The organism is Chryseolinea serpens (assembly GCF_900129725.1).
In the GTDB taxonomy this organism is placed as follows: Bacteria; Bacteroidota; Bacteroidia; order Cytophagales; family Cyclobacteriaceae; genus Chryseolinea; species Chryseolinea serpens.
In genome coordinates, this window is sequence record NZ_FQWQ01000005.1 from 323,627 (window position 1) to 349,978 (window position 26,352).

A 26,352-nucleotide genomic window follows, 5' to 3' on the forward strand; every position below is an offset into this window, starting at 1 on the left:
CCAATTCAGGCACGTCAACTACTCCTGTTTCATGAATACATTATTGCGGTTCAAAGCCCTCAGCGCTTCGTTCTTATAATTGCGCCCGATGGGGATATCGATCGTACCAATCTTGACACCCGTGGGGGTGAACGATGAGATCTTATCGATGGGCACAATGAACGAGCGGTGTATGCGTGTGAATTTCCTTTCCGGCAAAGTTTGTTCCAGGTAACTTATTTTTTGATACGTGATGATCTGCCGCGTGGCCGTCTTCACCCGCACATAGTCGCGCAGGCTTTCGATATAGAGGATGTCTTTCAAATAGACTTTCACCATCTCGCGATCTTCCTTGAAATAAAGATACGCTTCGTCATAGGATCGCAACAAGGATGAATCGTTTTGCACTTCGGCGGGAGCGACTTGTTTGAGCTCGAACACTTTGCTGATGCCGCGCAAGAAGCGATCGAATGAAATGGGCTTCAGCAGGTAGTCGACAACGTCGAGGTCATACGCATCGAAAGCATATTGGCGATAGGCCGTGGTGAGGATCACGCGCGGCCGATCCTTCAGGGACTTCAGCAGGTCGATACCCGTCACTTGCGGTAACTGGATGTCGAGCAGGATGAGGTCCACTTTGGTTTTCTGCAGCAGCGTGAAGGCTTCGATGGCATTCTCGCAGCTTTTTACGAGGCTGAGGCCACTCACTTTTGTCACGTAGGACTCGAGGAGCTGACGGGCCAGGGGTTCGTCGTCGACAACGAGGCACTTGATCATGTGTATGCGGGATAAGCGTTGACTCCGGTTGGTTTACGTACGGGGGCATCCAAAAGTTCGATCTTCATCACCACGAGAAACGTTTCCGCCTCTGCATGGATCTGCAACGTATGCCGCCCCGGGTAGATCAGGGCCAGCCGCTTTTTCACATTCTGCAACCCGATGCCCGAGAAGGGACGTTCGGCGGCCTCGGGGGGCGTGCCGGTGCTGTTCTCGACTTTGACCACGAGCGTATTTTCCTGCAAGAGAATATCCACCCTAACCCAACTTTGCGCGATCTGGTTGTGCACCCCGTGTTTGAAACTGTTCTCCACGAACGGAAGGATCAGCAGGGGGGCGATGTTGATGTCGTCCAGGTTGTCATACAGATTGAGCGACACGTCGAGACGTTCCGTGTAGCGCATGGTCTCCAGGGCGATGTAGTTTTGAAGGTGCTGCACTTCTTTCAGCAGCGGCACTTCGGCCTGGTTGCTGTCATACAACATGTAGCTCATCAACTCCGAAAGCTTGTGCACCGTTTCCGGCGCCTTCGCCGGATCATTCAGCGTGAGGGCATACAGGTTGTTGAGCGTGTTGAACAAAAAATGGGGATTGATCTGCGACTTCAATAGCTTCAACTCCGCTTCCAGTTTTTCCTTCTCCAACTGCTGCGCCATTTGTTCGAACACCTGGGCGGTGCGTTGGTGATTATACCAGTGTTTCAACAAGTGGAACGAGGCCACGATCGCCACCAGTGCATACATGGTGCCGATATAGATCAGGATCTTTGGCAGGAAGAAAAGCGGCAGGGCCTGGCCTTCGGGATAGTAGAGGGGATAGACAATGAAGTAGGACAAGATCCGGAACAATAGTCCGAAAGCGGCCATCGAAGCGATCAGTCCGAGCAGAAATGAACCATACCGCCGGTTGATCAATAGCTTATCGATGAGCACGTACAAGGTAAAATAGGTGGCCATGATCTTCACCGGCAATTCCAGGAGCGAGATCATCAGCCGCTCGGTATACTTCCCATCCACCATCCCCCAAATGAAACCCTCGTAGAGCAGGAAACTTACCCAGAAAATGACATGCCACGCCAGGCGGCTGCGCAGCACCAGGGAATGGCTGACGGCGACGTCGAACAGGTTCTCTTGTTCCTTCAATTTTTGGGCGGGTGACATAGAGCGAAGATCACAATTTTCCCGCTCATCCGCGTTACTTTTTAGACAAACGACAGTACTACCTTACAAGATGCACTGCGAATTTTCGAGGGTGTCCGATAATTTTAATGAGTGGAAACTGCAACCTCGTGCATGGCTTTGAAGTCTTACCATCAGACTTCTCTAAAATGGACCAGCATTTGCAGTAGGCTATGGGCCTCGTTTGGCGAATGAGACCGGACCATCCAATGCTCTGGTAAATACGGATAACTTCTTCTTGTTGAATCATGATGTACGCGAAAATTCACCGGCAATGCATAAAAAAACGATCGTGGTGGGAATCTTGCCTGGTGTTATGGATCCCGTTCATCCTGGGGCTCTCGTGTTCGCCTGTTCGCCCACTGTACGAAAATGAAGACCATCACGTACCGTTTCGAACACACGGAGGTATACCCCTCATCACCGCGAAACTCAACGGGAAGACGGCTCACTTCATTGTGGATACGGGTGCCTCCATTTCGCTTTTGAATGAAGGCGAAGCGGACTATTTCGGATTCCAAACGAGACAGGACGAATTGTATAATGAAGTGTGCGTCACCGATCTCAACGGTACGACTACCGCAAATCGAGTGACCCCGTGTGTGTTGGAGCTGGGTACCCTGACGGTGAAGTCCCATCACTTTAAGAGTCGCGATATGGTTGAGTTCTCGAAGCCCTTCATGGAACAGGAGGGCATCCGCATCGCCGGCATTTTGGGGTCCGACCTGATGGCGTACTACCATTTGCAGATTGACTTTAAGAACCATGTCATTTCGTTCAAAAAGTAAAATGTTTTTTCAGTAGACACGTTGATGTAATATCTAAACCAGACTCCCCATGAAAGACAAAAAAGAAAATCTGGAAGATTTCGGCAAAACCGAGTTGCTGAACATGATCAGCTATCTTCAAACCAACCTGCGCCGTCGCACCGATCAACTGCACCGCGCACGGATCACGATCTCGGGATTAAAGGGCCGGTTAGCGAAAATGAAAGATACCATCGAAAGTCAGCGGAAGCGGATTTTGGAGTTGTATCAATAGTTTAGCACAAGTGCAATTATTTTCCGCGCCATAAGCTTTTGGAAAAATTCCATGCTGCAACACAGTGTCGTCGATGGTTGGCTTTAATTTTTTATCGATCCGGGTAAATACGGAGTTCTTTTTTCAGGAACGGATGTCACCAATATCTTTTTTGTGACGGTGATTTAGGATAAGCGCGTCAAAAGAGGACATGACCGGTCTGGTGTGTTCGAACGAAGGTTGTGCTCAAGCCCAAGATTTATTTCTCCGAACAGTCCGTTTGCAAACGTTAGCATCATTTTCATGTGCCGCAAATCCAAAACTATCCGCATTATTTTTCATTAAGCGCTTCCTTTAGGATATATTTACCATAGAGCTGAACGATCGATGAACATATTCAGAACAACAAGTGCCACACAACGCCCCGGTATACTATCGGCGGGTGTGTTGTATTTGTGTCTGCTGGGCTTGTTCAACACGATCTTTTTTCCCACCGTGCAAGCGTCACTGTCGCGGGGCACCGAGGTGCAGGTGCATTCGGATTCTTCCTTGCTGGAAGTGATCATGGAAGCCTTCTTCGATGTGAACGACACCGACACCGACCCGCACGATGATGAAGATGACCTCATTGAAAAGGAGCATTATATCTTACCCGCTCTTTCCCCGGTTTCTAGAGTAGCGGCTTTTGCAGAACGCAAGAAAGCACCGCGTAATCCTTTTGCTCTCAACGACCCTATTTTAGAAAAAACTACACCACCGCCCAAGTATTCGTAATAGCGGTTCTTGGTCATTCGCCTTTTCTCTTGATGCGCTACGCCTCGCGTCACGGAGAAAACGATGATCTTCATTTCATTCCAACGAATGAAATGAAACGCCTATTACATTTTTAACGCGCTCAAAAATTGAGCGTGGTGATCTCATTAATACGATTGGGCTTTTATGAAAAACATCAAGATTTTTATTTTATTTTTTTGCGTGTGGATCGCCGCCTGCAGCCCCGAACGCAAAACAGACACGCAACAAAAATTGCCGGTCACCCGACTGATCGCGAAAGACACCGTGCTGCACCGCGAGTATGTTGCCGACATCAACGCCTTCCGCAACGTAGAGATCCGTGCGCGCGTGCAAGGTTACCTGGACTACATTTATGTAGACGAGGGCCAGGAAGTAAAAAAGGGACAGCTACTCTTCCGCATCAATGATCAGGAATATAAAGCCGAATACACCCAGGCCAAGGCAAATCTGCGCAGCATCGAAGCCGATGCCAAGGCCATTGAACTGGAGCTACACCAGGTGAAGTTGCTGGTGGAGAAAGACATCATCTCCAGGACCGAACTCGAAATGGCCCAGGCCAAGTTGGCTGCCGTGCGCGCCAAAGCCGAAGAGGCCCGGTCATCCTTATCCAACGCTGAGATCCGATTGTCGCACACACAGGTCAAAGCTCCCTTCGATGGCGTGATCGATCGGTTGCCGTTCAAGATGGGAAGCCTCATCGACGAAGGGTCGCTGCTCACCACGGTTTCCGACGTCGATGCATTTTATTCTTACTTCAATGTATCGGAAAAGGAATACCTCGAATACATCAAAAAGAAACTGAACCACAAAAAGGAGAACGACGAAGTGGAGTTGATCCTCGCCGACGGCACCTTGTATGCACACAAAGGAAAGATCGAGACCGTGGAGGGTGAGTTTGAAGCCAGCACGGGCAACATCGCCTTTCGCGCCAAATTCCCCAACCCGCAGAAACTCATCAAACACGGCGCTAGCGGCAGAGTTAGGTTGACCAACACGGTACAGAACGCCCTCTTCGTACCGCAGAAGGCAACGATGGAGATCCAGGACAAAACCTATGTGTTCGTCGTCGACAGCAAGAATAAAGTGAAGATGCAAAGCTTCACGCCCAAGCTGCGGTTTTCTCATTTCTATATCGTGGAAACCGGGCTGAAGCCAGGCGACAAAGTGGTTTACGAAGGCATCCAGAACATCCGCAATGGCATGAGCATCACCCCGGCCTATCTGCCGTTGGACAGTCTCATCCTCATCACGGAACAAAAGCCTGCAGCCGTCGCCAAGATTTAGGGCGAAGATTTTTTTTGTATTCGTCAAATCCTTTTAAACCACAACGCTAAAGATGTTTCGCACCTTTATTGAACGGCCTGTGCTTTCACTGGTCATATCCTTACTCATCACCCTGCTGGGTGTGCTGGCCTGGGTTGAGCTGCCGGTCACGCAATTCCCCGACATCGTGCCGCCCGCGGTGACGGTCACCACCAGCTATGTCGGCGCCAATGCCGAAGTGTGTGCCAAGGCCGTAGTCACCCCCATCGAACGGGCGGTGAACGGCGTGCCCGGCATGACCTACATGACGTCGGTGTCCAGCAACGACGGTACCAGTATCATTCAAGTATATTTCCGGGTGGGAACCGATCCCGATCTGGCGGCGGTGAACGTACAGAACCGCGTGTCCACGGTGTTGGATGAAATGCCGGAAGAAGTGATCAAGGCTGGGGTGGTCGTTGAAAAAGAGGTGAACAGCATGCTGCTCTACCTCAACCTCACCAGCGACGACAACACCGTGGACGAAAACTTCATCTACAACTTCGCCGACATCAACGTGCTCGCCGAACTAAAACGCATCGACGGCGTAGGCTTCGCCGACATCATGGGCGCCCGCGAGTATTCCATGCGCATATGGCTCAAACCGGACCGTATGGCCAACTACGAAGTGTCCGCCGACGAAGTGATCCAGGCCTTGCGTGACCAAAATGTAGAGGCCGCCCCGGGCAGAGCGGGCGAGAGTTCCGACCGTTACAAACAAATGCTTCAATACGTGCTGCGCTACACGGGCAAGTTCAACGAACCCGTGCAGTATGGCAACATCGTGATCCGCGCCACCGAAGAAGGCGCCATGCTAAAACTGAAAGACATTGCCGACATCGAGTTCGGCTCCATGGACTATGGCATTCTCTCCAAGCTCGATGGCAAACCCTCGGCCGCGATCCTGCTGAAGCAACGCCCAGGATCCAACGCGCGCGAAGTGATCTCGAATGTGAAGCGACGGATGGCGGAGCTTCAAGCCGCTTCGTTTCCACCGGGCATGAAGTATACCATCAGTTATGATGTGTCGCGGTTCCTGGATGCATCGATCCACGAGGTGGTGCGTACGTTGGTGGAAGCCTTCCTGCTGGTGTCGTTGGTGGTGTTTATCTTTTTGCAGGACTTTCGTTCCACGCTCATCCCCGCGTTGGCCGTGCCGGTGTCACTGGTGGGCACATTCTTTTTCATGCAGATGCTGGGATTCTCTATTAACCTGTTAACGCTGTTTGCGCTGGTGCTGGCCATCGGCATTGTGGTCGACAACGCCATTGTGGTGGTGGAAGCCGTGCACGTGAAGATGGAGGAGGGCTTGCCGCCAAAGCAAGCAGCCGTTGCGGCCATGAAGGATATCAGCGGCGCCATCGTGGCCATCACGTTGGTGATGTCGGCGGTGTTTGTGCCCGTGGCGTTCATGTCGGGGCCGGTGGGAATTTTTTACCGCCAGTTTTCGCTGACGCTGGCGATTGCCATTGTTATCTCGGGGATCAACGCGTTAACCCTCACGCCCGCGCTGTGCGCGATCATGCTCAAGAAGGCTGACGAGCACAATCATGGTAAAAATTTACTCCAACGTTTCTTTTTAAAGTTCAACAATGGGTATGGGGCAGTAGCGAATAAATACCAGTCATTGATCACGGCGCTTGCGGGCCGCCGCCTTGTGACGATGGGGTTGCTGCTTTTTTTTATCGTCGCGACATGGGGTATCAATACAATACTTCCTTCCGGATTTATTCCCACGGAAGATCAAGGCATGATCTATGTGAACATTACCACGCCGTCGGGCGCAACCGTTGAACGGACGGAGCGCGTAATGGACGAAGTGCAGGTGGCCACAAAAGGTATGTCGTCCGTGGAATCGGTGTCTACGCTGGCGGGATTCAGCTTGATGACGGATGGCGCAGGGTCCTCCTATGGTATGGGCATGATCAACCTGAAGGCCTGGGATGAGCGCAAGGAGTCGCTCCCGGAAATCATAAAGGAACTGGAGGAGCGAACCAGGAACATATCCGATGCCAGCATTCAATTCTTCCCGCCGCCGACCGTGCCAGGCTTCGGCAATGCGAGTGGGTTCGAGCTTCGCGTGCTGGACAGGACAGGCTCAGGCGACCTGCAACGAACGGCGTCGGTGACCGAAGACTTCATCCGGGCCTTGAAAGCGCGGCCGGAAATTGGCGATGCCTTCACCAGTTTCGATCCCAGCTTCCCGCAATACATGATCCACATCGACCAGGAAACAGCGGCGCAAAAAGGCGTGACCATCGACAAAGCCATGAGCAACCTGCAAACGCTCATCGGCAGTTTGTATGCCACCAACTTTATTCGCTTTGGTCAAATGTATAAAGTGATGGTGCAGGCCGACGCGCATTATCGTGCCAACCCGGAAGACCTCCTCGCGTTGCATGTGAAGAACGACAAAGGCGAGATGGTTCCCTACTCGGCTTTTGTCCATTTAGAGCGCGTGTACGGTCCCGAGCAATTAACGCGCTACAACATGTTCACCGCGGCCATGGTGAACGGTGAGGCGAAGGCCGGCTATAGCAGCGGCGATGCCATCGAAGCCATCAAGCAAGTGGCCAGCCAAACCCTGCCCCGGGGATTCACTTACGAGTGGTCGGGGATGACGCGCGAAGAGATCCTGTCCGGTAACCAGGCGATCTTCATTTTTATGATCTGCCTCTTGTTCGTCTACTTATTGCTGTCGGCTCAGTATGAAAGTTTCCTGTTGCCGCTACCGGTGATCCTGTCTTTGCCGACGGGAATTTTCGGCGCATTCTTTTTCCTGACCGTGGCAGGTTTGCAGAATAACATCTACGCGCAGGTCGCGCTGGTCATGTTGATTGGACTGCTGGGAAAGAATGCTATTCTGGTGGTGGAGTTTGCCATTCAGCGACAAAAAGAGGGACTGACGGTGTTGAAAGCCGCCGTGGAAGGTGCAGCATCCCGGTTGCGTCCCATCCTGATGACTTCGTTTGCTTTTGTGGCGGGACTAATACCGTTGTGTATGGCTACGGGTGCCGGCGCGTTGGGCAATCGCTCCATCGGCACCGCCGCTGCTGGTGGCATGATCGTCGGAACGGTGTTCGGCGTCATTCTCGTTCCAGGCCTCTATGTGATCTTCGCGAGTTGGGCCGAACGAAGCAAGCCCGCGGTGAAGTTAAGTGAGCATCTACATATCGTAAATTAAAAAATTGAGATTGGACTATGGCTTTTAAGCGATCAACCTATAGTGTTTTTATTTTCGTAGTGGCCATGTGTACAGGTTGTAAAATGACCAGGCCTGTGCTTCCTCAAGCCGTAAAGGTGCCGGATTCTTTTGGCGCGGTTGCCGACACGGTCAGTTCGGGCCGTACCCCGTGGAACGCATTTTTTAGAGATCCCCATTTGATCCGCCTCGTCGGCGAAGCCATCGAAAGCAATCCCGATGTCCAGATCGCTTTGCAACGCATCGAGATGACGCGGGCTGGCGTGATGTTGCGAAAGGGAGCCCTCTTTCCGTCCGTAAATCTTTTCATGGCCCGGGGTCAACGCAAGTTTGGTGATCATACTATGGACGGTGTTGGAAATTTTGATACCAATTTTTCCGACAACATCACCGAAGACAAACGTATCCCCGAACACCTCCCGGAATATTATGTTGGCTTGCAAAGCTCGTGGGAGATCGATCTCTGGCGAAAGCTCCGAAATCGCAAGAAGGCCGCCTTTGCGCGCCTGCTGGCAAGCGAAAAAGGAAAGCACTGGGTCACGACCACGCTGGTTGCCGAGGTGGCCGTGTTATATTATGAACTGCTCGCACTCGACAACGAGTTGCTGATCATCCAAGAAAACATCCGGCTCCAGCAAAAGGCCGTGGAGGTGATCCTGGTCCAAAAGCAGGCGGGCAGAGCCAACGAGCTTGCTGTGCAACAATTCACGGCCCAACTGATCAATACCCAAGGCCTGGAGTATCGTGTGCGGCAGGAGATCGTAGACGCCGAAAACGCATTGAATGTTTTGCGTGGAAGTATGGGCAACCCCGTGGAAAGAGGCCAGCCCATACTAACGCATGTGCTTCCATCCGAGGTCACCGTCGGTATTCCCATGCAAATGCTAAGGCGGCGTCCGGATATTCAGCAAGCCGAGTTGGCGTTGCTGGCCTCGCACGCTGATGTGAAGGCGGCCTATGCAGCATTCTTTCCATCGCTTACCATCACGTCTTCGGTTGGCTTGCAGTCGTTTAGTTCAGCCTATTTTTTTAGTACACCGGGTTCTATTGCCTATAACGTTTTGGGTGGGCTAACGGCGCCGTTGTTTGATCGCAATACCATTCGCGCCGACTACAAGGCCGCCACGGCATTTCAAAATGAGGCGTTTCACCAATACCGCCGCACAGTTTTCAATGGCTACAGCGAGGTAGTGAGCAACATGAACCGGATTGAAAATTTGAAGGCCACCTCCAACCTGAAAGAGCAGGAGGTAGCTGTGCTGCAAAATGCGGTCACCACGTCGCGCGATCTTTTTAAAACAGGCTATGCCAACTACCTCGAGGTAGTAGCAGCCCAACGCGGCGTACTGGAAGCCGAATTGGCGCTGGCCGATACGCGGAAGGAACAGTTTCATTCGTTGATTGCCTTGTATAGAGCTTTAGGGGGTGGATGGGACTGATAAATTTTTGTTAACCCGCACCTCCGGTGGTGATATTTCATCATTATTTGCATAACAAATAAAATAGAACCGTTGACATTCGCGTTTATTAGCTATACATTTAGTGAACAAATAAGTGTTCATGAAAGGAACAAACCTCGGCGAATTTGAAGAACTGGTGCTGCTCACGGTGGGTATCTTACAGGAAGAGGCCTATAGCATTGCCATCGCAAAAGAGATCAAACGGGTCACCAAGCGGCATGTCATTTTTGCGGTGGTACATTCTGCTTTAAACCGCCTGGAAGAAAAGGGATATGTGGATTCCAAACTCGGCGGCGCCACCCAGGAACGGGGCGGACGGAGTAAACGGATCTTCACGATCTCTGCCGCGGGGAAAAAGGCTTTGCTGCGCAGCAAAACACAGCGGGACGCCCTGTGGAGCCTGATGCCGAAAGTTGTTTTCAAAAATATATAAGGTATACCTATGAAACATAAACCACCGGTTTGGGCGGATCGCTTCTTTGCATGGTTTTGCGCCCCGCATTTGCTCCACGATCTCCAAGGTGACCTGCACGAACGGTTCTATGAACGCATCCGCGACGACGGTGTTCGGGCAGCACGCTTTCATTTTGTGCTGGATGTGTTCTCTTTTTTCAGGCCCTACATTCTCCGGAGAAGAAAGCACGGTTTTTCTCAAACATCTTTCCGGATGCTTTTCGGCCATTACCTGAAAAGCGCGTTTCGAAGCATGAAGCGCGACAAACAATTTCTCGTGGTCAACACCTTGGGGTTGGCCCTGGGGATAGGATGCTCATTGTTGCTGATCGCCTACGTCTATACGGAACTTTCCTACGACCGGTATGTGGACGATCCGTCGTCGGTATATCGCGTGAGCTGTAGTACGGTGATCGACACAAAAGAAACCCAGTTCGCACCCATTCCGCCGGCGATTGGGCTGGCCTTGAAAGAAGCGCTTCCCGAGATCAGCGACATGGCCCGCTTTATGACCTGGTCCTATACCACGGGCAATTCTTCTGTTAGCTACCAGGACAAATCTTTTTATCAACAAAACATATTTATAGCCGACTCCACCATCTTCAAGGTGATCACGTTCCGTTTTCTGGCCGGCAATGCCGCGGCCTTGCGTCAGCCGGACAGGGTGGTGCTATCACATACCCTGGCGGCAAAGATTTTTGGCCCGGATTATTTGCAGCGGCGCGACCTTTTGCAAACCGTGATCCGTATCGACAAGCAGGAATTTGCCGTGGGCGGCGTAGTGGATGACATGCCTTATAGCAGTCACTGGCGTCCGGAAGCGATGGTTGGCTGGCAAGGTCGGGGTAATGACAATGTGTGGGACGACTCGCATGCGTATACCTACATTCGCGTCAACGCGGGGACCGATCCGCAGGCATTGCAAAAACGAATGAGCAAATTTATCGCCGCCAATGAAAATATAAAGAAGGTAGCGGAGGCCTTTGGCGCAAAGGTGTCGGTGTTCATTCAGCCCCTGACGGACATTCATCTTCATTCCGACAAAATGTATGAGCTTTCTCCCGGCGGTAGCATTGGATATATTTATGCGTTTTCCGTGCTGGCGCTGTTCTTTCTCTTTTCTTCCGGCATAAACTATACAAACCTGGCCATTGCGGCGTCGGCTCATCGCTTCAAGGAGATCGGGGTGAGAAAGGTAATTGGCGCTCTGCGTCACCAGATCCAGAAGCAATTCATGATCGAAGCGGTCCTCATCACGTTCATCGCGGCGGCGATCGGCGCAGGGTTCTTTTATTTGTTGATCCCTCGCTTCAATGCGTTGATGGAATATAAACTCGACATGGACATCTTCCGTCAAAGCGAATTTTTGGCGATGGCGACGGGCGTGGTGATGATCTTGTCGTTGCTCTCGGGATTTTATCCGGCGTTCTATCTGTCCTGGATCAATCCCATACAAATCTTGAAAAGCAAATTTAGCGGTGGCCCGGGCAAGGCGCATTTTAGGAAAACGCTATTGATGACGCAGTTTGCAATTTCAGCGATCATGATTGTGGCCGTTCTGGTGGTGAGTGCACAGATGCGGTACCTCAGCCAAAAAGATTTGGGCTTCAACAAGGAGAATGTGATGATCGTCACGATCCCGGACGCGTATATGAAGGACCTGTTGGTGCTGAAGGAAAAGCTATTGGCCGTGACCGGTGTATCGGGTGCAGCAGTATGCGACTATGTGCCGGGCTATTCCGACATGGTGGATGAACATTATGTGGAACGGGCAAACGGCGAGATGAAATCCAGCACGGTATCACGACTGCATTTCGATAAAGACTACCTGCGTGTGTTGGGTCTTGAAGTGATCCAGGGAAGGAACTTCGATCCCACGAACGAAGCCGACTACAAAGCCGCTTACCTGGTGAACGAGGCAGCGGTAAAGGCCTATGGTTGGGATAAAACACCCCAAGGCGCACTGGGCCGCAAGATCGAGGGCTTCAACTATGGCAAGAAGGGTCAGGTGATTGGCGTAGTAAAGGATGTCAACTTATTTTCCCTAAAACAAAAGGTGGCACCGCTGGTGATGGGCCTCACGCCATATGCCAGCTTTTTGTACGTGAAGACCGATGGACAACATCCGAAGGAAATGGTTCGCCGCATCGAACAGACCTATAAGGCGGTCATGAACAACGAACCACTGAGCTACCAGTTCCTGGACGAGCGACTGATGCGTCTCTATGAATCGGATCAGAAAATGAATGCGGCCCTGGTGAGCGGCTCGCAAGTGCTGATCTTTATTTCATGTCTGGGTCTGTTCGGATTGTCCTCCTTCATGGTGACCCAGCGCACGAAAGAGATCGGCGTTCGAAAAGTACTGGGTGCATCACTCCGCGAGATCATGGTGTTGCTGACACGCGACTACGTTCGTCTGATCATCATGGCCAATGCCGTAGCCATTCCACTGGGATATTTGCTGATGCGCCAATGGCTGAAGAGCTACGCCTACCGGGTTGACCTTTCGTGGTGGATGGCGCTGGTGCCGGTGTGCCTCACGGTTTTGCTGGCGTTGCTTTCCATCAGCTTCCAGGTAGCACGTGCATCGAGGGCGAACCCCGTACGGACGCTGCGCTATGAATAACCCATGGATCGCAATAGCACTGTGAGCACCTTTGTCGTGCAATAGACAGCGATTCATCCGGGAGGTTTATTTACCCAGCGTCGAAGCGGCATCGGACTTTCGCCATTCCTTCAAAAGCTCAGTTGACTGTTGAAGTAGAAAAAGATTCAGATCGCTGCTGCGCACACCGGCCTCGCGATCTTGCAATACCATATCCGAAGCATATTCATAAACGGACGTTGTCAGGCGTTGCGCCATTTCATCTCGTCCCAAGGCCATGAGCATGTCGGCCGCCTGGAGGTTGGTGTAGGACGGAAGGAGGTGGGGTGGATATAATTTTTCTACCGCCTGGATCAGCACTTTTTCGGCCATCTCCGTATTGCCTTCTTCCAGGTAGGCTCCTGCGAGCGCATTGAACGATTGGCGGATGGGTACGATCATGCGCGCGTGAAAATCCTCATAGTTAAAATAGACTTGCGGGTTGGCGAGGTTCGCGTAGTCGGCTTCTTCGATAAGATATTTATAAGTAAGAGCCTTGTCAACGGCGATATTTTTTTCATCGTGCGACGTGGCTGTAAGTCTGTACAACACGCCTTCCTGCACGGCATAAGGTTTCAAGTCCAGCCCGATGGTGCTGATGGAGGTGAAATTAAAATAGATCGGCCGTTCGCCATGGTTGCTCACGATGAGATCGACCAACGCCAAAGCATTTTTTTGCAAATAGTTCTCGGTCAGCTTTAGATTCATGACCTGTCCTTTGGCGGGGGCTGTATCGTTCGCGGTCAATTTATTTTGCGATACTGGTGGCTCTAGGTTGATCTTCAAAGTGCGCGACGGAACAATATTGTAGGCATCGCCTTGTGCGGTCAACACACGAAGGGCGCTGTGTTCCTCTTTGAGCAACTGCAGGTATTTTTTTGCGTCGATGCCTTCGCTAATGCTTTCCTGGATGTAGAGCACGTCGTTGGGGCCGTATTGGCGGTAAGCTTTGTCATCCAACGTAAGGGCAAAGGGCGGTGATTGATAATAGGGCCTTCTCAATTGCTGGATATACCAGTCGGTATTAAAATAGCTGAGCACCATCACGCGCACGTCGGTGCGGAAACCCTCCACCTCCTGGATATACCAAAAAGGGAACGTGTCGTTGTCGCCGCCGGTGAAGAGGATGGCGTTGGGTGCGCAGCTTTTTAAAGTATTGCGGGCGTTGTCGACCTGGAAAGTTCTGCCGGCACGGTTATGATCGTCAAAGTTTTGATAGAACATCCACAGCGGAATAAGGACACACAGCGCGCCGCACAACACGAGGCTTTTTGTTTTTGTGAACAGGAAGTGCGCGGCGTGGAAAAAACCGATCCCAATCCACAGACAGAAGGCGATATACGAGCCCACATAGATATAGTCGCGTTCGCGGGGTTCGACGGGAGGAGAGTTGAGATAGAGGGCCAGGATGAGGCCGGTGAGCAGAAAAAATACGGTCACGGCCAGGAAGCCCTTGCGGTCCTTTTGAAATTGGAAGATCATTCCCAACGCGCCAACCGCAAAGGGCAGCAGCCAATATTGGTTCCGGCCTGGGTTAGGATGGTCGCCGGCCGCGTGCAGACTTTGCCAGGGCTTGAGCCAATCTGCGCCCTGCACATCGCTTTCGCGCCCCGCGAAATTGAAAAAGAAGTAACGCAGGTACATGTGACCCAACTGGGCGCTGAACATGAATTTCAGGTTGTCGGCAAAGCGCGGTTTTTCGCCGGGCTTCAGATCCAGCCAGCTGCGATAGGCTTCGATGTGATCGGGATCGCGACTGTAGAGACGGGGCAAAATGGTTTGGCGTGCCTGTTCGTATTCATATTCAATGAGGGGTCCGGAAAGTTCATAGGCCGTGGTTCCTTTCGTATAGGCTTTGCTCTTCACATTAAACTCCTCGATGTTGGCATCGAAATAGGGTCCATACAACATCGGGCTGGAAGGGTATGATTCGCGATTCATATACGCCTTGATCATGTATAGATTTTCCGGATTGGTTTCGTCGATCGGTGGATTGTGTCCCGAGCGGATAAAGAGCAAGGCGTACGGTGAAAAACCCACCAACAGAAAAATGAAGGCCCAGGTGTAGGTCGAGAGGCCCGCGTATTTTTTTAACACAAAATAAAAGACCGCAATCATCAGCATGATCAGCACCAACGCACCCGAGTAAAAAGGAAAATGCAGGGTGTTGACAAAAAAGAAGTCCATGGAAAATGCCAGCTCAAAAAGTCCGATGGCCACCAGGCGGTTGATGAGGAACACCGTGAGGAACCCACTGCCCACGGTGGCCACGATCATCCAAAACGTGAGCGGTCGCTGACGGGCATACCACGAGAACGGCAGCACCGGCAGCACCAGCAAACACATGGGGTGGACGCAATAGGCCAGGCCGGCGACATAGGCGATCAAGATGATCCAGCGCCACCGTTGTGTTTCAGGTTGGTCTTTTCCTTTCAGGATCAGCCAAAGCAAGAGCACCAGGAAGAAACACGCCCCGCCATAGGTCTCCGCTTCCACCGCCGAATACCAGAACGAATCGGAAAACGCCATACACAAACTGCCCCCCAGGGCGGCGACCGCCACCAGGGCCGTGGGCGTGTTGACCGGCCGCAGGGTTTGGATGAGGTAGCACAAAATGTGATAGACCACCCACACCGCGAGCGCCGAAAACAAGCCGCTCATCATATTGATCGTCCAGGCCACCAGCTTCACATTTCCAAACGAAAGCATGGTAAACATCCGGCCGAACAGCAAGGAAAGCGGGGTGCCCGGTGTGTGGGGCACTTGCAGCTTGTAGGCAGAGGCAATAAATTCCGAACAATCCCAAAGACTGGCCGTTGGTTCCAGGGTGACCAGGTAGGTCACGAACGCTGCCAGGAAAGCCACAAGGCCGCCGGCGTGCTGGACTGGGTTGGTCTTCCAGGCCTGCGCCAGCTGCAGGGTCCGGAAATGGTCTGCTCCCAGGATGCCGACCACGGGCAATGCAAAGCCCGCTAATAAAATGGGCGGAGCAATCCAAAGCGTCAGGATGCCAAAGCCGTTGTCGGCCGGGTCCACGGCCATCAGGATAAATCCCAGGAGCAGGAGCGCCAGGGCGGCGAGGAAGTAGCTGTAGTTTTGGGAAAAGCGGAAATTTGCGTTGGGCATGGTGTTGTTTTTTTACAAGGCTACGCACCGGCGCAAAGGGACAGGGTTAAGGAGTGTAAAGAAGTGTTAAAGGAGTGTTAAAAACCGGGCGGCGAAAGGCGTTTAGCGTTTAAAGCCTTATTTTTATAAGATGAAGCGCAAGCATTTAGGAAGGATCATTTTACTGGGCACGGTCGTGCTCACCTGCCTGCTGGTGGTGCAGGTGTATTGGTTCAAGCGCGCCTTCGATGCGGCCGAACAACAATTCGATCACCGTGTGCAATTGGCGCTGAAGCACGTGGCCGATTCCGTTTCGCCCGATCCTCAAGTGAAGAAGCTGTCATCCAACTTCTTTTTTGTTTCCACGGAAAGTGTATTGAACAACACCGCACTGGACCGTTTGCTGAAAAAAGAATTCCAGTCGCGCAGCCTCGATCTCGATTATGAACTGGGTGTGTATAACGCCGATGACGACACGCTCGTCTATGGCAACTACGTCAAGGCCACACAACCCCGGCTGGCGGAAGACCACGCAACCGCGCAACAAAATGCGATGGAAAAGAATTTTGCCGTATACTTTCCGAAAAAGGAAAGCTACGTCGCCGCACAACTCGACATTTGGATCTTCTCCACCTTCATGTTGTTGCTCATGATGGGTTTCTTTGCCTATGCCATCGTGTCCCTGCTGCGGGAACGCAAGTTCGCCGAACTGAAAAACGATTTCATCAACAACATGACGCACGAGTTCAAAACTCCCGTAACCAATATCAAGATCGCAGGCGAAATGTTGAAACATAAAATGCCGGAACAGAACGGCACACAAGTGTACATCGACATCCTGTTAAAGGAGAATGAAAAGTTGCGTGAGAAGATCGACCAGGTGTTATTGGGCGCGTCGGTAGACCACTTGCAGCCCACGCTGGAACGGGTGGACGTGCACCAGCTCATCGCCGGTTGTGCCGAGGCGTTTCAACTGAAAGTGCAGGAACGCCAGGGCCAGCTCCACCTGAAGTTCGAAGCGGAATCGACGTTGATCCTGGGCGACCGCGAGCTGTTAACGCAGGCCATCAACAATGTGATCGACAATGCCGAGAAATATTCCCCGCACGCACCCCACATCGTCGTGCAAACCCGCGACAGCGGCAAGGGCATTGCCATCGACATCATCGACAACGGCATCGGCATTGCACCCCAGATGAAGCAAAAAGTGTTTGAAAAGTTTTTCCGCGTACGCTCCGGCGATATTCATGTGAAGGGCTTTGGTTTAGGACTGAGCTTTGTGAAAAGCGTGATCCGCTCGCATCACGGCGAAGTGAGTCTGATCAGTGAGCTTGACAAGGGAACGGACGTGCGGATCTTTTTGCCGAGAGCATGAAGGAGACCCCTGAGATCCTGTTGGTGGAAGACGACGAAAGCCTCGGCTTCCTTTTGAAAGATACCCTGGAAGGTCACGGATGGAGTGTTCGCCTCTGCCCCAACGGCGAGCAAGGACTCTCGGCCTTTCACAGCCACACCTTCGATCTCTGTATCCTCGACATCATGTTGCCCCGGAAAGATGGTTTCGACCTGGCCCTTGAGATCCGCAAGTATAACCAACAGGTCCCTATTGTTTTTCTCACCGCCAAGAACCAAACCGCCGACCGCATCCGCGGCTTCCAGGTGGGCGCCGACGATTATGTGTGCAAGCCTTTCAGCATCGAAGAATTCAAATACCGCATCGAAGCCATCCTGAAACGCTCCATGGGCACGGTCGACCGTACGCCGGTTTTGAAAGCAGGCCACTCTACGTTAGACGTGCACAACCTCTCCCTCTGTGCCAACGGTGTCACCACGCGTCTCACCTACAAGGAATGTAAAGTATTGCAAATCTTTTTTCGTCACGGTGGGAAAGTCATCGAACGCGACGTTTTTTTGAAGACCGTTTGGGAAGACGACGGTTTCTTCGTGGCCCGCAGCATGGACGTGTTTGTTTCCAAGTTGCGGAAATACCTTCGCAGCGATGACACCTTGCGGATTGAGAACGTGCGGGGTATCGGTTATATCCTGAAGCAATAACAGCACCCTTTTCGCGAAGAAAGATTATCTTGCTTATGGTCCGGAATAAACGACCAACCTAAACCCACAAGATAATTGTATGCGGACAAGTCACCTCTTCACCTTCTGCGCCCTATTGCTCTCCTCCGGCGCCTTCTCACAACAGCCATCAAAAATTGCACGCATCGACTCCGTACTTCGTTGGATGAGCGAAAGGGAGATGTTCAATGGGACGGTGCTGGTGGCCGAGAAAGGAAAGGTTTTGTATAAAAAAGCATTTGGTATAGCCGATCCGAAAACACGAGCGCCCCTCACCACGGCCTCGGCATTTAATCTGGCTTCCGTCTCCAAGCAGTTTTATGCGATGATGACCATGATGCTGCACGAAGGCGGCAAGCTGCAATACGATGACCCGGTGCAAAAATACCTCCCCATCTTTCCTTACCCCGGCGTCACGATCCGTCACCTGATGAATCAAACCTCGGGCCTTCCCGAATATTTTGACATCGCCGCCGCAAATTTGAATCTGCTCGATACGCTGACCAATGCTTCGATGCTGGATCTACTGGCGTATAAGAGACCGCCCTTGCTGTTTACGCCGGGCGAACGATGGGAATATTGCAACACAAACTACACCACTCTCGCATCCGTCATCGAAAAAGTATCCGGGATGACGGCCGATAAATTTTTTCAGCAGCGCATCGCCGGGCCGTTGAAGATGACGAATAGTTATGTGTATCATCTGAAAATGAAAACCTGGCCGGCCTCCCGTGTCATCGGCTTTCAGTATGAAGGCGGCCAGCCTGTGCTAAATGACCTGATGGCATTCGACGGCATTGTGGGTGATGGTAATGTTTACTCGTCCGTGGAGGACCTTTTGAAATGGGATCGGGCGTTGTATACGGAAAAGCTGGTGAAAAAATCGACGCTCAAGGAGGCCTTTACATCGGGTAGACTTTCGAACGGGAAATCTACCGGCTATGGGTTTGGATGGTTTGTTGACGATCGCGGGACCAGGGTGGAGCACACCGGTTCATGGGTGGGCTTCTATACGCAGATCATACGGTATACCGACAAAGACCAGACGCTCATCTGGCTCAGCAATTCCTCGCGCGCGACTGCCCGGCAATACGTGCGGGATATTTGGGAAGGCAAGCCCATTCAATTGCCACAGACGGAATTGATCACCAACATCAACCTGGTCGCAGGCAATGGCTTGCCGGCGCAAAAAACTTCGGTGCGCATCATGAACGATCGCATTCGCGACATCGGAAAGTTGACGCCTTACCCGAACGAGAAAGTAACCGACGGCAAAGGCGCCGTGCTGGCTCCCGGGTTTATCGACAGCCACAGTCACCACGACCGCGGCCTGAAAGATGAGCCCAAATTTTTGGCGGCCGTCAGCCAGGGCATCACCACCATTGTGATCGGTCAGGATGGAGACTCGGATCCGGTTGACTCGTTGAAAGGCAGCATGAAGAAAATTCCGGTCAGTGTGAACGTGGCCACCTACACCGGTCACGCCACCTTGCGACAGCAAATTATGAAGCAGCGCCTGTACCGCGCGGCACGACGCGCAGAAGTAGATTCGATGAAGGCATTGTTGGAAAAAGAGATGGACAAAGGATCGCTAGGCCTTGCCACCGGCCTGGAGTATGAAGCTGCATTTTTTTCAAACACCGACGAAGTGATCGCCCTGGCTAAAGTGGCTGCGGCTAAAGGTGGCCGCTACATCAGCCACATCCGCAGCGAAGACATTCACCTGGAAGAGGCGGTGACCGAGATCATCAACATCGGCCGTGAGGCAAAGCTGCCCGTGCAGATCTCGCATTTAAAAATTGCGCTGCACAGTAAATGGGGCACGGCCCCGAATGTTTTAAACCAGTTGGAGAAAGCCCGCGCGCAAGGTGTCGACATCACGGCCGACGTGTATCCCTACGCCATGTGGATGTCCACGCCGCGCGTGTTGTTTCCCAAGAAAGATTTTGACAACGAGCAAAGCGCCGTCTTTGCCACGCAAGAATTGTTCGATCCGTCCAAATCGGTGATGCTCTACTTTTCAGCAAACCGTTCCTACGAGGGAAAAACCGTTTCCGAGATCGCGACGCTGAATCATGAAACGCCGCCGAAAGCCTTGATGCGATTGATCCGCGACGCGGACGAAAAGAAAGGCTCGGCAGGCATTGCCGGTCACTCGATGGCGGAAGAAGACATCGTGAGTTTTCTGCAATGGCCTCACACCAACATCTGTTCCGATGGCGCACCCGATGGCCACCCCCGCGGACATGGGGCGTTCACACGCGTGCTGGGTCCTTACGTCCGCGATCAAAAGATCATGCCGTTGGAGACGGCCATTTTTAAAATGACTGGTCTCACTGCCGAGCACCTGGGGCTTCGCGATCGTGGACTGATCACGCCCGGCAACTTCGCCGACCTGGTATTGTTCGATCCCGCTACGGTGAAAGACAATGCCACCATAACCGACCCCATGGCCCTGTCAACCGGCATCCTGAAGGTGTGGGTCAATGGTCAGGCCGTCTATGAAAATCAGAAGGCCACGGGAAATTTTCCCGGCCGGTTTGTCGGGCGGTAAAGGCTAAAAAACGGTTGTTTTTTTATTCGAACTTCTCCGTGTCGGGATGGAACGTGCGCCAGCTATGCCAGAACTCCTGGTAGGCTTTCACGCGTGCCAGGCGCTGGTCTGGGGTGGAGAGGACACGTCCGGAGAGGTCGTAGGGTTTGCCCCCGGCAAACAAGGTGTCTTGTCGCAGGGTGAACTCTTCGGTTTGGGATGGACGCTCGAACACGACGAAGGTTTGTGCATCGCCCGAAAGGGCCAACACCACGGGTTTGCCCCCCACGTTGTCGTTGATGATGTGTTTTTCGGTGAGTTGGATCCAATCATAGGCTTTGCTGGTGTTCCCGGCCTGGATGCCCACCACCCACGACTTATCTTTCCACGAAAGGCTGTCGGTGCGGGTGAGCTTGCCTTTGCTTTTTCCTTTCTCGAACCGGCCCATGGAATCATATTTTGTGCGCGACGCAGCGTCCAGTTGCATGACCACGGCGCGGGGATAGAGCTCGAAGAATTTGCGCAGATTGGTTTGGAAGGATTCCACTTCGGGCAGCGACTGTCCTTTCAACGATCCTGCTACAGCTTCGCCCGTAGCCTGGCGCCACCAGCTTTTGGTGGTCGCATCCTCGAACATAGCATTGAAGTGGTCCATGCCCACCAGCCGGAACTTTTCGTGTTGCCCGTTCACCACCGGCTCGAACACGCGACCCGTGCGGCACACACTGCAATAAGTGACGATGATATTTTTTCCACCGATCGTGTCTTGCACCTGGTGGTGGTAGGTGAGGTAGCGGATGGGATACGCTTTGGCAATGCCTTTGTATTCGACGGCGATCACGAGGCTGCTGTCGTTCACCTGGCTTTCGTTCTGCGGTTTGAACGTGACTTTTTCCGGCTGCGAAAAAATGCTGTCGGCCGTCATTTTAAAGTTGAAGTAGTAGACTACGACCATGGCCAATGCGCCAACGGCGGCGGGCACCCACAGGCGCTTGCCCCGGAAAGCATCGCGGAACCCGGCCATGATCATCAGGCCAAAAGCAACCCGGAACCACCAACGGTAAGAATGTAAGAAATAGGCGATATCAAGACTTTGGATGTCCTGGCTGCCCGGCATGGGCATAATAAAATAAACTTTAAGGATCTCGAATACGGCAAGGAGGATCATCCCCGCATAGAATAATTTTTTCATAGCGAATCGATAGTGAAAAAAAACCTGTGATCAGCGCTGCCGTCTGTTACGGGGTCAGCGGCAGCTAACAGAGCTAAAGATAGATTTTTTTTGGAAATGAATCACTTTTTCGGTTTTCCCTGGGCCGTCATTATGGCCATGACCAGGTTTGCGGAATTGCGGGCTGCTACCTGGTAAAACGTTTCAATATCCGCAGGGGCTGTGCTGCTGGCGTTGTCGCTCATGCTCCGGATCACCAGGAAAGGGATGTGTTGCTGATAGCTGACTTGCGCCACCGCCGCACCTTCCATCTCGGTGGCCTCGGCGTGCATTTGCTTTTGAAGCTCCTGCGTGGCCTTCTCGGAAGACACAAACACATCGCCGGTCACAATGACGCCGCTGATGATCTTGGGTGAGCGAAGACCTTGCGGACTTTTGATCTTCTCCAATACTAAATTCTTGCCCGCCCGCTGGGCCAGGTGGACGAGGCTGGTGTCGCAGGGAAAGTAGATAGGGTTCTCCTGCATGGTGGCCGGGTCGCGCGTGGGACGGCGTTGAATGCCCGTGGCAGTCAGCGCCCCATAATCATGGTGGGCCAGGGTGGTGCCGATCACCAGGTCGCCGGGTGCCAGGGTTGGGTTGATCGCCCCCGCAATGCCGGTGAAGACGATGGCTTTGGGATGAAAATGCTCGATCAACAAGATGGTGGTGAGCGATGCGTTCACTTTGCCGATGCCGGTCTGCGCCAGCACCACGTGTTGTCCGTTGAGCCTTCCTTCCGTGAAGGTCAAATGCTGGATGACAAATTCGGTCTTGTCCTGCATTTGTGTGGCCAGGAATTTTACTTCCTCAGGAAATGCACCGAGGATGCCGGTGATATCCGTCACTACCGTATCGATACGTGCAGCGGGCTTGATCTCGACAATGCCTTGCCCGCGGAGCGACAAGGTGGAACAGAGGGCAACGGAAAAGAAAATGATCGTTCTAAGCATAATACTATTTTTTATTCCAGCGTAAGCGCCACCAGGGCAAAGGCATCGATGATCCAAAGGGCGAGCGGTACGTCTTTTGTTTTTCCATGACTGACTTTCAACACCGTCCAACTGAGAAATCCCCAAATGATGCCCTGGGTGATCGAATAAGTGAACGGGATGAGCACCATCGCGAGAAATGCGGGAATGGCCTCGTCCATATGTTGCCAGCGAATTTTAGTGACCGGGCGGATCATGTATGCACCCACCAAAACCAACGCCGGCGCCGTAGCGATGGCGGGAATGGCGGTGAGCAGCGGCGACAGAAATAAGAAAGGCAAAAACAATAGCGCGCCCGTGATGGCGGTCAGGCCCGTGCGCCCACCGGCCTCGATGCCCACGGCCGACTCAATGTAGGCCGTTCCCGGGCTGGAACCGAACAAGCCCGCGAGCAGCGTTGACGTCGCGTCGGTGATCAGCGAACGTTTTATGTTCCGGGGTTCACCGTTCTCGTCGGTGAGATGCGCGGCTTCGGAAAGCGCTACGAACGTGGACAGCCCATCGAACATCCCTGTAAAAACAAAAGCAAACACCACGGGTGCCAACGCCCATTGCAGGGAGTGGACCAGGTCGAGCGATAAAAGCAAACTGAAGTCAGGCGCAGAAAAAAGACCATTCCAATGCACGACGGGGTCCGGGCCGCCCCACCATCTTCCCAGCGTAAAGGCCGCCAGGGTGGTGACGAGCATGCCCAACAGCACCGCACCTTTCACCTGGCGGATGATGAGCGCCGCGGTGACCAATAAACCCAAAAGAAAAATGAGCAGGGAAGGATTGAGCTTCCCCACGCCGATCACCGTAGCCGGGTGATGTACGATGAAACCGGCGTTTACAAATCCGATCAATGCAATGAACAACCCAATGCCGGCCGTGATGGCATAGCGCAGCGGCAACGGGATCGCCTTAACGATATGCGTACGGATGTTGAACACCGAAAGCAAAAAGAAGATCACGCCCGCCCAGAACACAGCGCCCAACGCCACCGGCCACGCGACGTGCATGCCCATGACCACCGAAAAAGTGAAGAACGCGTTCAGCCCCATACCCGGCGCCACCAGGATGGGGTTGCGCGCATAGAGTCCCATCATCAGGCTGCTAAAGAAAGATACCAACACGGTGGCGGTGAGCACAGCGGCAAAAGGCATCCCGGCCTGGCTCAGCACCGAAGGGTTGACCACAATGATATAGGCCGTGGCCATAAACGACGATGCGCCGGCCACGATCTCTGTCCACGGGTGTGCATGTTTTAAGGACCGTACAGGCGGCGATGTCATCCGGCTAAAGGTGGTTTAAGCTGTGAAAGTAAGGAGTTACTTTTTAAAATAGAACGGCGTCTGCCAAAGAATGCGGGCAGGTTCGGGTGGCGACGTTTCAAACGGGTGCAAGGAAAGACCGCTAATTTATCCCGGCCCATGGATCGCCACAGTTTCATTAGGTTTTTGAAAAATGCGTCTGTATTTTCACAGCATTCCCCGGCCGATCCTCTCTTCGTGGTAGTGGGTGAATGAACTGTCATGAGCTTATAATCGACCAGCAATGTCCCGTTACTTCTTCCGAATTGTGCTTGGCCCCGGCGCGATGGCCTTGGGATGGATGTGCGCCCTCACCGCCACGGCACAGTCGGCCACAAATTTCAAAACCGAAGCGTTCCTGCTAAAGAACGTTATTCAACAAAAACATTTCAGTCCACCCGTCATCAACGATGCGTTCTCCGCCGTGGTGTTCGACAATTTTCTCGACGACCTCGATCCCGATCGCATGCTCTTCACGGAAGCCGACATCCAAACCCTCAAACCCTTCCGCGACAAGATCGATGATGAATTGAACGGCAAGAACTGGATCTTTCTTTCCACCGTTGCGCAAACCTATAAGAAATGTCTCGCCCGCTCATCGTCCCAAATTCTCCAGTATACCCAGGGGCCGTTTGATTTCAGTACGAAAGAATATTATGTGAACGACACGCTCTGGGCAAAAGACGAAACCGCATTGAGCTTCCGGTGGCGCCTGGCCCTGAAGTATGAAACCCTCGCGCGCCTGGCGGAAATGAAAACCAAATTCCCCAACGAGCGACCCGAAGAATTTTTGAAGAAACACGAGCCGGAAGTGCGCGGCAAAGTGAAAGCGAACAACATCGCCCGTGGCAAACGCATCCTCTTTCATCCTTCCGGCTATGAAAATTATATGGGCGTAGCCTTCCTGCACGCGATGGCCGGTAGCGCCGACGCGCACACGAGCTATATGTCGCCCAAAGACATGGAGACCTTCATGGCTTCGCTGAGTACACAAGGACTTTATTTTGGCGTGACCCTGAAAGACAACGAATGGGGTGACGCGGTCATCGACCGGCTTGCACCGGGGGGACCTGCATGGAAGTCGGGGCAGGTATTCGTGGGCGACATCATTCAACGGCTGCGTTGGGATGGGGGCGACTGGATCGATCTCAGCGGCATGGACCTCGACGAGGTAGGCGCCATCATGGACGAGTCCAACCACCTGAGCCTGGATTTTGAATTGAAGAATGTAAGCGGCGAACAAAAAACAGTGACGCTGCGCAAAGAAAAAATATCGGACGAGGAAAATGTGGTCCGCAGTTTTGTGATCGATGGCGAAAAAAAGATCGGCTACATTTTCCTGCCGGGATTTTATTCCAACTGGGGCGATGCCGGCGGCTCGCGATGTGCCAACGACGTGGCGAAAGCCATCATCAAACTCAAAAAAGAAAACATCAACGGCCTCATTCTCGATGTGCGGTTCAATGGCGGTGGTTCGCTGGAGGAGGCAGTGGCCCTGGCTGGGATTTTTATTGATGCCGGTCCCATTGGTGTGATGAAGAACCGTGCGGGGGAGATCGTCTCGGTGAAAGACGTGAACCGCGGTACGATCTATGACGGCCCACTGGTGCTCATGGTGAATGCTTTGAGCGCGTCGGCATCGGATTTTTTGGCGGCAGCCCTGCAGGACTATCGCCGCGCGATCGTTGTGGGAAGCCGCACCTATGGGAAAGCCACGGCGCAGGAAATATTCTCGCTCGACCCCAAGAGCACTGCCGCGAATTTTGCCTCCGTAAAAAACCTGTATGGCTATGCCTCGGTGACCCAACAAAAGATCTATCGCGTCACCGGCAAGACCGCGCAGCGCATGGGCGTAACGCCAGACATCGCCCTTCCCGACGTGCTCGACGTCCTGGGACTTCGCGAAGAAGATCAGACCCAGACATTGCCTTCCGATTCGGTGCAAAAGAAAACTTACTACCAACCCCTGGCGTTATTGCCCATCGCCTACCTGGAAGCCAAAAGCCAGAAACGCGTGGCCAGCGTGGAGGCATTCAAAACATTGACTAGTTATAGCGAGTTATTAGAAAAGAATGACGACCCGGTTCCGCTGTTCTGGGCCGACTTTATAGCCTTGCGTGATAGGCACCTGCAGATCATCCAAAATCTGGAGAAGGAGCGGGAGGCCCCGGCGCCCTATACCGTGAACAGCACTGGCTTCGAGCAGGAACGCCTCGCCATGGACGAGTATACGCGCAACCTCTATGCCGCCTGGATAAAAAAAATGCAGCAGGATATTTCTTTGGAAGAAGCTTTTCATATTCTTTGCGACTACATAACCACCTTCAAAAAATAGTG

18 protein-coding genes are annotated in these 26,352 nt (G+C 52.8%); 12 read left to right on the top strand and 6 right to left on the bottom strand.

Annotated features, from left to right (window positions below):
* Window positions 1–18: 18 nt before the first annotated feature.
* Entirely contained in the window at window positions 19–756 is a 738-nt protein-coding gene (locus BUB30_RS29410; RefSeq protein WP_073141812.1) for a LytR/AlgR family response regulator transcription factor, read from the bottom strand.
* On the bottom strand, window positions 753–1,916 hold the full coding sequence (locus BUB30_RS29415; RefSeq protein ID WP_084138462.1) for a sensor histidine kinase: 1,164 nt from the start codon (window positions 1,914–1,916) through the stop codon (window positions 753–755). The genes BUB30_RS29410 and BUB30_RS29415 overlap by 4 nt, the downstream gene beginning before the upstream one ends.
* 266 nt (window positions 1,917–2,182) lie before the next feature.
* On the opposite strand from BUB30_RS29415, the gene BUB30_RS29425 reads away from it, so the two are divergent.
* From BUB30_RS29425 to BUB30_RS29460, 8 genes are all read left to right on the top strand, one after another.
* Window positions 2,183–2,722, top strand: coding sequence for a retropepsin-like aspartic protease family protein (locus tag BUB30_RS29425; RefSeq protein WP_084138463.1), 540 nt, complete (start codon window positions 2,183–2,185; stop codon window positions 2,720–2,722).
* A gap of 49 nt (window positions 2,723–2,771) precedes the next feature.
* A complete protein-coding gene (locus tag BUB30_RS29430; protein ID WP_073141818.1) occupies window positions 2,772–2,975 on the top strand; it encodes a hypothetical protein in 204 nt (67 codons plus the stop codon).
* 366 nt (window positions 2,976–3,341) lie between these two features.
* Complete coding sequence (locus BUB30_RS29435; protein WP_073141820.1) at window positions 3,342–3,728, top strand: hypothetical protein; 387 nt, start codon at window positions 3,342–3,344, stop codon at window positions 3,726–3,728.
* Window positions 3,729–3,893: 165 nt separating this feature from the next.
* Window positions 3,894–5,033: an efflux RND transporter periplasmic adaptor subunit gene (locus tag BUB30_RS29440; RefSeq protein WP_073141822.1), complete on the top strand. Its 1,140-nt coding sequence runs from the start codon at window positions 3,894–3,896 to the stop codon at window positions 5,031–5,033.
* A 52-nt stretch (window positions 5,034–5,085) separates the two neighbouring features.
* A complete protein-coding gene (locus tag BUB30_RS29445) occupies window positions 5,086–8,235 on the top strand; it encodes an efflux RND transporter permease subunit (RefSeq protein ID WP_073141823.1) in 3,150 nt (1,049 codons plus the stop codon).
* Between the two features lie 17 nt (window positions 8,236–8,252).
* Window positions 8,253–9,692 carry a TolC family protein gene (locus tag BUB30_RS29450; protein ID WP_073141825.1) on the top strand — a complete coding sequence of 480 codons (1,440 nt, stop codon included), beginning with the start codon at window positions 8,253–8,255 and terminating at the stop codon, window positions 9,690–9,692.
* A gap of 121 nt (window positions 9,693–9,813) precedes the next feature.
* Complete coding sequence (locus BUB30_RS29455; RefSeq protein WP_073141827.1) at window positions 9,814–10,146, top strand: PadR family transcriptional regulator; 333 nt, start codon at window positions 9,814–9,816, stop codon at window positions 10,144–10,146.
* A 9-nt stretch (window positions 10,147–10,155) separates the two neighbouring features.
* Complete coding sequence (locus BUB30_RS29460) at window positions 10,156–12,792, top strand: FtsX-like permease family protein (protein ID WP_073141829.1); 2,637 nt, start codon at window positions 10,156–10,158, stop codon at window positions 12,790–12,792.
* A 66-nt stretch (window positions 12,793–12,858) separates the two neighbouring features.
* Here the strand turns inward: BUB30_RS29460 and BUB30_RS29465 are convergent, their stop codons facing one another.
* Window positions 12,859–15,936, bottom strand: coding sequence for a glycosyltransferase family 117 protein (locus BUB30_RS29465; protein WP_084138464.1), 3,078 nt, complete (start codon window positions 15,934–15,936; stop codon window positions 12,859–12,861).
* Between the two features lie 130 nt (window positions 15,937–16,066).
* Here BUB30_RS29465 and BUB30_RS29470 point away from each other — a divergent pair, with 130 nt between their 5' ends.
* From BUB30_RS29470 to BUB30_RS29480, 3 genes are all read left to right on the top strand, one after another.
* Window positions 16,067–17,290: a sensor histidine kinase gene (locus BUB30_RS29470; protein WP_073141831.1), complete on the top strand. Its 1,224-nt coding sequence runs from the start codon at window positions 16,067–16,069 to the stop codon at window positions 17,288–17,290.
* Complete coding sequence (locus tag BUB30_RS29475; protein ID WP_073141833.1) at window positions 17,287–17,970, top strand: response regulator transcription factor; 684 nt, start codon at window positions 17,287–17,289, stop codon at window positions 17,968–17,970. The genes BUB30_RS29470 and BUB30_RS29475 overlap by 4 nt, the downstream gene beginning before the upstream one ends.
* Before the next feature lie 79 nt (window positions 17,971–18,049).
* A complete protein-coding gene (locus tag BUB30_RS29480; RefSeq protein ID WP_073141835.1) occupies window positions 18,050–20,542 on the top strand; it encodes a serine hydrolase in 2,493 nt (830 codons plus the stop codon).
* Window positions 20,543–20,564: 22 nt separating this feature from the next.
* Here BUB30_RS29480 and BUB30_RS29485 read toward each other — a convergent pair whose 3' ends face one another.
* The 3 genes from BUB30_RS29485 to BUB30_RS29495 form a co-directional block, all read right to left on the bottom strand.
* Window positions 20,565–21,713: a DUF3179 domain-containing (seleno)protein gene (locus BUB30_RS29485; RefSeq protein WP_073141836.1), complete on the bottom strand. Its 1,149-nt coding sequence runs from the start codon at window positions 21,711–21,713 to the stop codon at window positions 20,565–20,567.
* Between the two features lie 101 nt (window positions 21,714–21,814).
* On the bottom strand, window positions 21,815–22,684 hold the full coding sequence (locus tag BUB30_RS29490) for a 5'-methylthioadenosine/adenosylhomocysteine nucleosidase (RefSeq protein ID WP_073141838.1): 870 nt from the start codon (window positions 22,682–22,684) through the stop codon (window positions 21,815–21,817).
* 11 nt (window positions 22,685–22,695) lie between these two features.
* Window positions 22,696–23,997 carry an NCS2 family permease gene (locus BUB30_RS29495; protein WP_073141840.1) on the bottom strand — a complete coding sequence of 434 codons (1,302 nt, stop codon included), beginning with the start codon at window positions 23,995–23,997 and terminating at the stop codon, window positions 22,696–22,698.
* 262 nt (window positions 23,998–24,259) lie between these two features.
* On the opposite strand from BUB30_RS29495, the gene BUB30_RS29500 reads away from it, so the two are divergent.
* Window positions 24,260–26,350, top strand: coding sequence for a carboxy terminal-processing peptidase (locus BUB30_RS29500; RefSeq protein WP_084138465.1), 2,091 nt, complete (start codon window positions 24,260–24,262; stop codon window positions 26,348–26,350).
* Window positions 26,351–26,352: the final 2 nt, after the last annotated feature.